General features: G+C 64.0%; 15 protein-coding genes. 6 read left to right on the forward strand and 9 right to left on the reverse strand.

The window, feature by feature from the left end:
• Window positions 1-155 precede the first annotated feature (155 nt).
• On the forward strand, window positions 156-428 hold the full coding sequence (locus NLM27_RS01395) for a bacterioferritin-associated ferredoxin (RefSeq protein ID WP_237871399.1): 273 nt from the start codon (window positions 156-158) through the stop codon (window positions 426-428).
• 131 nt (window positions 429-559) lie between these two features.
• Complete coding sequence (gene bfr / locus NLM27_RS01400) at window positions 560-1,048, forward strand: bacterioferritin (protein ID WP_024339472.1); 489 nt, start codon at window positions 560-562, stop codon at window positions 1,046-1,048.
• Window positions 1,049-1,176: 128 nt separating this feature from the next.
• Here the strand turns inward: bfr and NLM27_RS01405 are convergent, their stop codons facing one another.
• Together NLM27_RS01405 and NLM27_RS01410 are read right to left on the reverse strand one after the other, a co-directional pair.
• Window positions 1,177-1,779: a pyridoxamine 5'-phosphate oxidase family protein gene (locus tag NLM27_RS01405; protein WP_254141630.1), complete on the reverse strand. Its 603-nt coding sequence runs from the start codon at window positions 1,777-1,779 to the stop codon at window positions 1,177-1,179.
• A 132-nt stretch (window positions 1,780-1,911) separates the two neighbouring features.
• A complete protein-coding gene (locus NLM27_RS01410) occupies window positions 1,912-2,988 on the reverse strand; it encodes an alpha/beta fold hydrolase (RefSeq protein ID WP_254141631.1) in 1,077 nt (358 codons plus the stop codon).
• A 125-nt stretch (window positions 2,989-3,113) separates the two neighbouring features.
• On the opposite strand from NLM27_RS01410, the gene NLM27_RS01415 reads away from it, so the two are divergent.
• Window positions 3,114-3,380 (forward strand): DUF2277 domain-containing protein, encoded by a 267-nt coding sequence (locus NLM27_RS01415; protein WP_254141632.1) that lies wholly within the window; start codon window positions 3,114-3,116, stop codon window positions 3,378-3,380.
• A 98-nt stretch (window positions 3,381-3,478) separates the two neighbouring features.
• Window positions 3,479-3,700: a hypothetical protein gene (locus NLM27_RS01420; protein WP_254141633.1), complete on the forward strand. Its 222-nt coding sequence runs from the start codon at window positions 3,479-3,481 to the stop codon at window positions 3,698-3,700.
• A gap of 30 nt (window positions 3,701-3,730) precedes the next feature.
• On the opposite strand, the gene NLM27_RS01425 is transcribed toward NLM27_RS01420, so the two are convergent.
• The 3 genes from NLM27_RS01425 to NLM27_RS01435 form a co-directional block, all read right to left on the reverse strand.
• On the reverse strand, window positions 3,731-4,270 hold the full coding sequence (locus NLM27_RS01425; protein WP_254141634.1) for a collagen-like protein: 540 nt from the start codon (window positions 4,268-4,270) through the stop codon (window positions 3,731-3,733).
• Between the two features lie 113 nt (window positions 4,271-4,383).
• Window positions 4,384-4,632, reverse strand: a complete 249-nt coding sequence (locus tag NLM27_RS01430; protein WP_254141635.1) for a helix-turn-helix domain-containing protein — start codon at window positions 4,630-4,632, stop codon at window positions 4,384-4,386.
• Between the two features lie 277 nt (window positions 4,633-4,909).
• The gene (locus tag NLM27_RS01435) at window positions 4,910-5,677 is read right to left on the reverse strand and encodes an SDR family NAD(P)-dependent oxidoreductase (protein WP_254141636.1); all 768 of its coding nucleotides are present in this window, start codon (window positions 5,675-5,677) and stop codon (window positions 4,910-4,912) included.
• A gap of 111 nt (window positions 5,678-5,788) precedes the next feature.
• Between NLM27_RS01435 and NLM27_RS01440 the strand changes: the two genes are divergently transcribed.
• Window positions 5,789-6,274, forward strand: a complete 486-nt coding sequence (locus NLM27_RS01440) for a J domain-containing protein (RefSeq protein ID WP_254141637.1) — start codon at window positions 5,789-5,791, stop codon at window positions 6,272-6,274.
• An 85-nt stretch (window positions 6,275-6,359) separates the two neighbouring features.
• Here the strand turns inward: NLM27_RS01440 and NLM27_RS01445 are convergent, their stop codons facing one another.
• The 3 genes from NLM27_RS01445 to NLM27_RS01455 form a co-directional block, all read right to left on the reverse strand.
• Window positions 6,360-6,611, reverse strand: coding sequence for a hypothetical protein (locus NLM27_RS01445; protein WP_254141638.1), 252 nt, complete (start codon window positions 6,609-6,611; stop codon window positions 6,360-6,362).
• A 239-nt stretch (window positions 6,612-6,850) separates the two neighbouring features.
• Entirely contained in the window at window positions 6,851-7,111 is a 261-nt protein-coding gene (locus NLM27_RS01450; protein WP_254141639.1) for a hypothetical protein, read from the reverse strand.
• A gap of 157 nt (window positions 7,112-7,268) precedes the next feature.
• Window positions 7,269-7,652, reverse strand: a complete 384-nt coding sequence (locus NLM27_RS01455) for a RidA family protein (RefSeq protein WP_254141640.1) — start codon at window positions 7,650-7,652, stop codon at window positions 7,269-7,271.
• A 461-nt stretch (window positions 7,653-8,113) separates the two neighbouring features.
• On the opposite strand from NLM27_RS01455, the gene NLM27_RS01460 reads away from it, so the two are divergent.
• The gene (locus tag NLM27_RS01460) at window positions 8,114-8,548 is read left to right on the forward strand and encodes a hypothetical protein (protein WP_254141641.1); all 435 of its coding nucleotides are present in this window, start codon (window positions 8,114-8,116) and stop codon (window positions 8,546-8,548) included.
• A gap of 38 nt (window positions 8,549-8,586) precedes the next feature.
• Here the strand turns inward: NLM27_RS01460 and NLM27_RS01465 are convergent, their stop codons facing one another.
• Window positions 8,587-9,462 carry a hypothetical protein gene (locus NLM27_RS01465; RefSeq protein ID WP_254141642.1) on the reverse strand — a complete coding sequence of 292 codons (876 nt, stop codon included), beginning with the start codon at window positions 9,460-9,462 and terminating at the stop codon, window positions 8,587-8,589.
• Window positions 9,463-9,609: the final 147 nt, after the last annotated feature.

Consider the following 9,609-nt stretch of genomic DNA (forward strand, 5'->3'; position numbering starts at 1 on the left):
CGCAATCTTTGAGCCAGCTCAAAGCCTAGTTTATAGCCGTTCTAGGCTGTATTCGGGCTAGTTTGGAATAGCTTGAAATACCGGTTTTTCCTTTTGCATCCGGCCGGCCCCTTAAATATCGATGATGGTGCATCACCGAAGGGCCTGCCGCTTCCATGATCGTTTGTTCTTGTAACGTGCTGAGCGATGACGACATCCGCGCCGCTGTCGCCGAGTCCGACGACGCTGTGCGCCATGCCAAGCAGGTTTATGGATGCCTCGGTTGTAGCGCCGAATGCGGCCGGTGTGCCCGGACCATCAAGACCATCATCGACGAAGCGCTTGGCCCCTGCGCCCAGTCGTGCTGTGCCGGCTGTCCGCACAGCCACACGGTGGCCGCCAACGACGAGATCGCCGAACCCGCTCAGTTCGCGCTCGCGGCCTGCTGAACCTACCATACGGCCTCCCTTCTTTTCCCCGGCTGCGTCGCAGTAGCTGGTTGCCCTCGTCCGCAAACTCATTTAGAAGCATTCTAAATTCGGTTAAGGACCGATTTGGACTGCAAGAGCTGGAGTGAACCATGCAGGGCGACGCAAAAGTCATCGACTATCTCAACAAGGCGCTGCGTCATGAGCTAACTGCGATCAACCAGTACTGGCTGCACTACCGTTTCCTCGACAATTGGGGCCTGTTGGACATGGCCAAGGTCTGGCGCAAGGAGTCCATCGAGGAGATGGAGCACGCCGACAAGCTCACCGCGCGCATCCTGTTCCTGGACGGCTTCCCGAACATGCAGGTGCTCGATCCCCTGCGCATCGGCCAGAACGTCAAGGAGATCATCGAATGCGACCTCGCCGCCGAGATGAGCGCGCGGGCGCTCTACCAGGAAGCGGCGACCTACTGCCATGGCGCCAAGGACTACGTCACGCGTGACCTGTTCGAGAAGCTGATGAGCGACGAGGAGCACCACATCGACTTCCTCGAAACCCAGCTCGATTTGATCGGCCGTATCGGCCTCGAGCTCTACACCCAGAAGCACGTCGGCGGTCTCGAGGGCGAGGGGCACTAAGGCTCCACTCTCTCCATTCGTCATGGCCGGGCTTGACCCGGCCATCCACATGCTGGCGCACCGTGGAGGCGTGGATGCCCGGGTCAAGCCCGGGCATGACAGTCTGCTTAAACAAGCAAATGCGCCAGCTACAGCTGCTCCTTGTAGCGCTCCTCCACGACCTCCTGACTGTCCGGCTCGCCGAGACTGGTCTGCTCGTGGATGATTTCGGTGATGCTCGGCATCACCGAACGCTGCACCTTCTCCGGCGACCACAGTTTTGAGCGCATCAGCGCCTTGCCGCAGTGGAAATAGACTTCGCTGACCGCGACGTTCAGCACCGCGCGCGGCGGCTTGCCGAACTCGACCATCGACGCCAGCAGATCAGGATCGGCCGACAGCGTGCCGCGTCCGCCGACGCGCAGCGTCTCGTCGATCCCCGGCACGAAGAACAACAGATGCACGAAGCCCGAGCCTTCGACGACGTTGCGAAAGCTGTCGATCCGGTTGTTGCCGGAGCGGTCGGGCATCAACAGCTGGTTGGGGCCGGCGACGTGGACGAAGCCGATGCCGCCGCCGCGCGGCGAGGCATCGACGCTGCCGTCGGCGCCTGATGTCGCGAGCACGCAGAATGGCGACATCTCGATGAACTTCTTCGCATGGGCATCGATCGCGGGGCGCGCCTTCGCGATCACGCGGGGGCTCGGCTTGGCATAGATGGTGGCGAGGTCTTCGGCGCAAAGATCGGTCAACGGCGTGCCTCCGCTTCAGCTCGGCCCAAAGCTAACCGATCAGCCGCCTCCAGCCAACAAGATCGATCGCGTTCGACCGTATCCGCCGGCTCGAAGCAGCTGATGCGGCCAATATGGCCATCGATGCAAAAATCAGCGGCGCGTCGCTTCAATGCCTTGCTGCGGCGCCGTCTGCAGAAACTGCCGGATCTGCTCGCTGTAGAATTTCGCATTGCCGGTGGTGCCGTGGCCGCGCGTCTCGGTGCTCGCGGGGATCAGGAGAAGGCGCCCGTTCTTGACCCGCTTCATCGCGGCCCCTGTGACGCCGGTCTCGGGTGGGTTGCGCTCGTCGTCGGCGGAATTGATCAGCAGCAGCGGCGCTTCGATTGCCTCCAGCTTCTCGCCGGCATTGTAGTCGTGCGAGGACTCCCACTGATAGACGAAGTCGTTGGCATCGGCCGTGATCGGCGTCGCCAGCCGATCGTCGACGATCTTGTCCGCCTTCGCCGCCGTCGGCGCCTGCGATTGATAGGCCAGCGTGCCGCCGATGCTGGCGATGCCATAGGCGGTGATGGCGTATCTCATCATGCGCGGCTGGCTGGTGTAATTGCCGCCATTGTAGTCGGGATCGTTGCGGATGGTGTCGAGCATGATCCGCCGCATCATCCAGTTGCGCGATGCCATCTCGGTCGGTTGCGAGGCCATCGGGACCAGCGCGTCCATCGCCTTCGGATATTTCTCGCCCCATAGCCAGGTTTGCATGCCGCCCATCGAATTGCCGATGACGAGCCGCAGATGCTTGACACCGAGTCCTTCCGTCACCAGGCGATACTGTGCCTCGACCATGTCGTCATAGTCGTATTTCGGGAAGCCCGTCTTCATGCCGTCGGACGGCTTTGACGATTTGCCGTGGCCGATATTGTCGGGAATGATGATGTAATATTTGGAGGCGTCGAGCGGTTGTCCGGCGCCGAACAACTCGCCGGCAAAGGCTGGCGTCAGCATGCTCGCGCCCGAACCGCCTGTTCCGTGCAACACCAGCACCGGCTGGCCTGAGGGCTCGCCGACAGTGGTGTAATGCAGGCGCAGTTCCGGCATGGTCTCGCCGGTGTGGAACTTGAAATCCCTGGCGATCCAGTCGCCTTGCTTCGGCGCCGGATAGTCGGCGGCCCATCCTGATGTCGAGATCGATAGCAGAACGGCCGATAAGGCCACGCAAGACGCTTTCATGTTGATCCCCCCGCGCGACTCTTATGTGGCGGCCGCGCCGCTGCGGAACTTAACAGAAGTGCGGGGAAGGATGTAGGATTTCGCCGTGGTCGCTCGTCCTTGAGGAAAACATCCGGAGAGATTGCATGTGCCGCAACATCAAGACGCTGTTCAACTTCGAGCCGCCGGCGACGGAGGACGAGATTCACGCCAGCGCGCTCCAGTTCGTGCGCAAGCTGTCCGGCTTCAACAAGCCGTCGCAGGCTAATGAGGAGGTGTTCGAGCGCGCAGTGGCCGAGGTGTCGGAGGCTGCACGGCGGCTGCTGGCCTCGCTGCACACCCATTCACCCGCGCGCGACCGTGGTGTCGAGGCGGAAAAGGCCAGGGAGCGCTCGCGTCTGCGGTTCGGTTAGCGATGCCCAGAGATCCCATTGCGTGATCTGGCTCACGGAAGAACGCCTCTTGCTGCGCGATGATGTGCGCCGGGGTTTTGACAGCCCGGAGCACGATCATGAGCCGCCCCCTTCTTCCTTTGAAAGCAGGTGCCATCACCTTCACGGTGCTGTGGACTGCCTGGATGATGTGGTGGAGCGGGTCCTACAGCAGCGTCAACCTCGTCATCCTGGCGCTGCTTGGCACGTTGGTCGGCTATCTCTGGTATCGCGCCATGCGCTGGCAGTTCGAGCGCATGGGCATGCTGCCGCGCAAGGATGATTCCTCGCCGACGCGGTGATTGCCGTGCGTCCGGGGCACGAGAGTGCCGCTACTCCTTGCCGTGCTTCTTCTTTTTCTTCTTTTTCCTGTGATCGTCGCCTTCGCCGTCGTCGCTCTCGTCATCGGCGATCGGCGCGTCAACCTCCTGCACGGCGGCCTCAAGCGCCTCGCGCTCCGCGGCTTCACGCTCGCGCTCGGCGACTTCACGTTCGCGCTGGCGGCGGCGTTCGTCCCAGGCGTCGAAGAGCTGCTCGAGCCACGGCAGCACCTGTTCGATCGACGGCAATTGACCGGCAGGCCCCGGCTCGCCACGCGAGCCTTGCGGCCCCGCCGGCCCCTGCGGTCCGACAGGCCCCTGCGCACCGACTGGCCCGCGCGGGCCGGCTTCGCCTTGCTTGCCTTGTGGACCGGCCTTGCCTGGCTGTCCGGCCTTGCCGAGCGGCCCTGGCTTGCCTTGCGGGCCCGGCTTGCCGCGCGCGCCGTCGGGCCCGCGCCGGCCCGGATGACCCTGCGGTCCCGGCCGTCCCGGCTCGCCCGGCCGCCCGCGCGGTCCCTGAGCTCCCTGCCGTCGTCCCTGATCGTCTGCCACGCCACTGCTCCCTCTCGCGGAAGCAAGCTACTTAGCGGTGTTTGACGACAGCAGCAATTCCGCCCGCGTTTCGCGCGGGATCGGTCAACATCAATCGGCACGCGGGCCGCGCGCTAATCCTGATAGGCGGGCACGTCGATTCCGGACGCGGCATAGAGCCGGATCTTGTTGCGCAGCGTCCGCACCGACAGGCCGAGCACGCGCGAGGCGCGCGTGCGGTTGCCGTCGCAGCGTGCCAGCGTCTGCAGCACGAGCTCGCGCTCGACCTCGTCGACGGTTGCGCCGATCAGCAACGGAACGATCTGGTTGGGTGCAAGGAATTGGGCGCCGTGCTCGGGCGCAGCGACATGAACAGTGGTCATCAATATACTCCCCGACCAACGCCCGCTTCCATCGTTGGAAGCGGATCGAGAACAAACGACCCCCAAGCCGTAGAACCACGGTGGGCGGGTTTGGTTAACGAAAGGTTAACAGCGGGCGATCGCACCAATTGACCTCAGGATTGCCGTGATGCCGCCGTGATTGGTGTGGGATGCGAAGTGATGCGGCCCTATCTCGCGCTGTCATGCCCCGCCCAAGTGCGCAATTGCGCACGAGGGGCGGGCGATGACTGCGGTGTGTGATGAGATGAGTCGCGCGTCACACCGTCCGGTATCCGCCGTCCACCATCACGATCGTTCCCGTGACATAGGCGGACAGATCTGATGCGAGGAAGATCGCGGGGCCGACGATGTCTTCGGGCTTGCCGGTGCGCGCCAGCGGGGTGTGATCGACGAAGGCCTGCACCAGAGCCGGATTGGTCGCGCGCACATTGGCGTTGATGTTGGTCTCGATGAAGCCGGGCCCGATCGCGTTGACGCGCACGCCTTCCTTGCCGAGCTCGACCGCCAGCGCCTTGGTGAAGCCGAGCACGCCATGCTTGGAAGTCGTATAGGCCGCCGAGCTTGGCGTGCGCAGATGCACGAAGGACTGGATCGAGCCGATATTGACGATGCGGCCTTTGCTCGCGCGCAGCGGGCTAAGGAAGGCCTGCGTCATGTTGAAGACGCCGTTGAGGTTGAGCGAGATGATGTCGTTCCAGTCCTTCGCCACCGTCTCGGTCTCGGCGGTGAAGGCGTTGCGGCGGGTGATGCCCGCATTGTTGACGAGGATCGAGACCTGCCCGACCTTGTCGGCGACTTGCTTCGCTAGTGCAAAGCAGTCCTCGCGCCGGGTCACGTCGAGCGCAAAGCTCTCGGCCTTGCCGCCGGCTTTGCGGATCTCCTGAGCCGCTTCCGCGACCGTGTCGGCATTGACGTCGAGCAGCACCACTTGCGCGCCTTCCCGCGCGTAACCGGCCGCGATGGCCCGGCCGATGCCGGAACCGGCGCCGGTGACCACGGCGATGTGGTTTGCGAGCAATGCCATGACAATTTCCTCCCGATTTCGTTTTTAAGTTTCATGAAAGGCTAACTCGAAATTAAGGGGTCGGAAACGGCGGCCTTGGCATACTGATCTTCATCGCTAAACGTTGCGCGCATGATGGAACGGCTCGAAACCTGGAAACTCGCTCTCGAACGCCTGCGGTTGGCGCAATCAGCCGACTGGGCCGAGGCAGGCCGGCTCGTGGCCGAGATCGTGCGGATGAGCACGGACGTCACGTTGCGCCAGGCGGCGGAGCAGGCGCTTCCGGTGCTGCGCCAGGCCGTGGACCATGACGACCACAGCATCACGCTGGCAGCCCAGCGCCGCCTCGGCGTTGTCCTCGAGGTCGTCCATGATCTCTCCGCGCCGCGCTTCGGCCGCCGCAATGCGATGCCGAAGAAGCTGTCCAGCGAGGATCGCGCGCGCAAGGTGCTCGGCCTGCCGCTCGCGGTGCAGCTCACCTGCGAGGATATCAACCAGGCCTATCGCCGCGCGGCCAAGGGCATGCATCCCGACCACGGCGGCAGCGCGGAAGCCTTCATCGACCTCGCCGCCGCGCGCGACATCCTCATCCATCCCGGCGCGCACAAGGACGCGTGAGAGCGCGCCAGCGTTCGTATCACGCAAAAACAAGCGGGCAAGGACGCAAGGTCCTTGCCCGGCTCTTCGTTCGCCGATCGAAATCTTACCAGCTGCAGTGGCCGTTCTTCAGCGACGTATCCTTCAGCATGAGCGCGTCGACGAAGGTCGGCACGGTCGCGCTGGCGCGGTGGTAGCCGGCCGGCCACGGCGTGGTCGGGACGCTCTCGTCCCAGATCTGGCAGAAGCCGGTGTCCTGCCAGCGGATCAGGTGATAGCCGGCTTCGGCCGGGCTCGCGGCGACGAAGGCGGTGACGGCAAGACCCGCGGCAGCGCACAGCATGGAAATACGACGCATGATCAGCTCCTCAAAATGAAAGATGTGATGCGCCTCCCGACAATGATGGGGAGGGGTGGTGCGGGCCGCTTTTGGGGATGCGCCCCGGACAAGATGTGAGTAGTTCCGCCGGCCGCCCAGGTTCAAAGAGGCGCGCGGAACATGCGTGATTTCGGCCGGAAAATGCGGGACATGGTTGAAAAGAAAAGAGCGGATCGCTCGCGCGACCCGCCCCTCAAATTTGAATCCTTTGCACGAGCTCAGAGCGTGCAGCGGCGCTCCGAGCGCAGCTTGATCTGCAGGTCGGAAGCCTGCTGGAAGGTCGGGAGCGGCTTGCTGACGACCTTGTAAGTCGACACCCCAATTTGGAACGGCTTGTACTGCAGGTCCTCGTTCCAGACCTGGCAGATGCCGGTGTTCTCCCAGCGGATCACGTAATAGCCGACCTTCGCGGACGCCGGCACGGCGAACACGGACGAAGCGATGCCGGCAACGGCACAAAGGGCGAGAACGCGACGCATGAAGTATCTCCTTGTGGGGGAAGTGGGACCTGAAAACCCGTGCGGTAAAAGCAGGTCCTTTGCAAGCCGGGGGGCGCGGCCGTTCACGGACATGTCAGATGCCGCCGTGCACTTGGTTTGGCCGCGTGCCCGACAAGTCACACGCGCTCGGCGTGGCTCACTTCGAAAGCGAGGCCACCGCCTCGATCTCGATCAGCATCCGGGGATCAGGCAGCGCCCGTACCACGCAAGTCGTGCGCGCGGGGTAGGGCGGCGGGCCGAAGGCGCCGGCATAGAGCGCGTTCATGGCGGCGACATCAGAGGCGCGGGTCAGGAGCACGTTGACCTTGACGAGGTCGCGGAACGTCGCGCCCGCCTCGTCCAGCACGCGCCTGATATTGACGACGACATTGGCGAACTGCGTCTCGAAGCCTTCGGGCAGCGCGCCATGGGCGTCGAAGCCGGGAATGCCGGAGACGAACAGGAGATCGCCGACGCGGGTGGCAAAAGACAGCGGCGGTGCCTTGATGTGCGGTGGGGGCGCGAAATGCTGGATCGGCATGGGATCACCTCGGAACGGTGTTCTCTCGTTTTGGGAACGTAGCGGTCCGGCCGGGTCCGCTCAAAGCAAAAAATGCGAAAACAACCCCATGCACAGTAGAAAAACCAAGGCCCGTCAATACGTTCTGAAAATCAGAAATAAAGCTTGCCCCGTCGGGCAAAACAGGGGCAGAATGGCGTGATGGCGGTGGTCGCGGCTCGCACCGACGGGGCGCAATCGCGGCCGCTCTTCGCCTCTCCCCGCATGCGGGGAGAGGCCGGAATTTGCGTGAGCAAATTCCGGGTGAGGGGGAGTTTCCGCGAGTCCCGCTGCGTCCGTTTGCGCGGGTAGAGCCCCTCCACTCTCCCCGCAAGAGCGGGGCGAGGGAGAATTCCCCCATCATTTTGCCGCCGCGATCCATCGGATAGATTCGCTGCGTCTGATTCGATTCCTCCCTTGAAAAATAGCCCCCGGAGACGCCCATGAAGATCGCATCCACCTTTCGCGCCGCGCTGGTCGCCATCGCCGCTGTTGCCGGCTTCTCGACCTCGGCGATGGCCGACGGCGGCTTCGTGACGCTGACGATCTACAAGGCGGGCTGGATCATCGGCGGTTCCGGCGGCTCGGGCGTGCTGAACTTCCGCGGCCGCTCCTATGCGCTCTCGACCGGCGGGCTCGACTACGGCCTCGTCTTCGGCGGCTCGAAGACCGTGCTGCGCGGCCGCGTCTCCAACATCAACCGCCCCTCCGATGTCGCCGGCGTCTACGGCGCGGCCGGTGCCGGCCTCGCGGTGGGCCGCGGCGCCCGCGCCATCGTGCTGACCAACCAGAAGGGCGCGGTGCTGGAGCTGACCGGCCACCAGGTCGGCCTGATGGCGAATGCGGATCTCAGCGGTCTTGCGATCACGATGAGGTAGCGTGCGGCGAAACCTGCCGGCACGTCGCTCGAACCTTGCTAGCGCACCTGCGGCCGCAATTGCACTGGCGGCTCCCGCTGCGCTCTGGCCTGCGTCGCCGGTGGCGGCGTCGGCGTGCGTGCGGGGGCGGTCACGGGCCGCGGCAAGGGCGTCACCGTCGCCGCCCGCTGATGCTGTTCGGCGGCGGTGGCAACGAGACGCGCCACCTGTTCCTGATTGGCTTTGACCTGCTCGGCGGTATTCGCCTGGTCGCGGGCCAGCTGGTCCTGGCTGGCTTTGAGCTCGTCGATCTTTTGCAGCACGTTGGCGAGATCGCGCGACATCGTCTCGAGCAATTGTGTCAGCTCGGCGGGTATCGCGGCAGCGGTTGGCACCATCTCTTGCTGTGTCGCCCGAGCCGCCTCTTGCTGTGTCGTCCGAGCCGCAGGTGGGGCTTGCGAAAGGGTCGCGTCAGCCGCAGCCAACCGAACGGAAGGCGCGTCCGGCTCGATGGAGGCCTGCGTTTTATCGTTCGGCAGCACGGACGCCGAAACCGCTTGCGGCGCCCAGCGGGAAATCATCTGCTGCGTCGCTTCGCTGGCGAACTGTGAGGCAAAGGCGGCGCTGAAGATGCACGCTGCCAACAAGAGGCCGATCAAGCCGCGCCGCGTTGACCTATGCCGGGAGGACCGGCGATCGAGCTTGTGGCCCGCCTTGGGCTCCAATCTGGACATCTGCTGGTTCATACGCGCGAGCTGCTCATCGGCGAGCGCGATCTGTTCATAGGCATGCGCGAGCCTTTCATCGGCGCGTGCAACCAGCTCCTTGTCCGGCTTGGACAGTCCCGATCTCGGCGTGGAGGGTCCCGGATCGACGGCGGGTGCATCGGCCGGCTCGATGTGGGGGATGGACTGAATTTCCAGAGTGGACTGCATCTGCGCCTCCTGCCCGGGTTGACGCTGAATGAGGTGGGTCGTCCGACTTCCGCATTACGCACTCCCTAGTGCAGCTTTGACCAAAGCAAGACTAAGGCATGGAATCTCTGGGGCTGATTTTGGGTGATAACCTGTCAGTCACAGACG

The sequence above is a fragment of the Bradyrhizobium sp. CCGB12 genome, from assembly GCF_024199845.1.
In the GTDB taxonomy this organism is placed as follows: domain Bacteria; phylum Pseudomonadota; class Alphaproteobacteria; order Rhizobiales; family Xanthobacteraceae; genus Bradyrhizobium.

Coding starts and splice junctions, on each gene's coding strand:
- NLM27_RS01395 (WP_237871399.1), top strand. CDS start 156: ATGATCGTTTGTTCTTGTAACGTGCTGAGCGATGACGACATCCGCGCC.
- bfr (WP_024339472.1), top strand. CDS start 560: ATGCAGGGCGACGCAAAAGTCATCGACTATCTCAACAAGGCGCTGCGT.
- NLM27_RS01410 (WP_254141631.1), bottom strand. CDS start 2,988: ATGAAAGCGTCTTGCGTGGCCTTATCGGCCGTTCTGCTATCGATCTCG.
- NLM27_RS01415 (WP_254141632.1), top strand. CDS start 3,114: ATGTGCCGCAACATCAAGACGCTGTTCAACTTCGAGCCGCCGGCGACG.
- NLM27_RS01420 (WP_254141633.1), top strand. CDS start 3,479: ATGAGCCGCCCCCTTCTTCCTTTGAAAGCAGGTGCCATCACCTTCACG.
- NLM27_RS01430 (WP_254141635.1), bottom strand. CDS start 4,632: ATGACCACTGTTCATGTCGCTGCGCCCGAGCACGGCGCCCAATTCCTT.
- NLM27_RS01435 (WP_254141636.1), bottom strand. CDS start 5,677: ATGGCATTGCTCGCAAACCACATCGCCGTGGTCACCGGCGCCGGTTCC.
- NLM27_RS01440 (WP_254141637.1), top strand. CDS start 5,789: ATGATGGAACGGCTCGAAACCTGGAAACTCGCTCTCGAACGCCTGCGG.
- NLM27_RS01445 (WP_254141638.1), bottom strand. CDS start 6,611: ATGCGTCGTATTTCCATGCTGTGCGCTGCCGCGGGTCTTGCCGTCACC.
- NLM27_RS01450 (WP_254141639.1), bottom strand. CDS start 7,111: ATGCGTCGCGTTCTCGCCCTTTGTGCCGTTGCCGGCATCGCTTCGTCC.
- NLM27_RS01455 (WP_254141640.1), bottom strand. CDS start 7,652: ATGCCGATCCAGCATTTCGCGCCCCCACCGCACATCAAGGCACCGCCG.
- NLM27_RS01460 (WP_254141641.1), top strand. CDS start 8,114: ATGAAGATCGCATCCACCTTTCGCGCCGCGCTGGTCGCCATCGCCGCT.
- NLM27_RS01465 (WP_254141642.1), bottom strand. CDS start 9,462: ATGCAGTCCACTCTGGAAATTCAGTCCATCCCCCACATCGAGCCGGCC.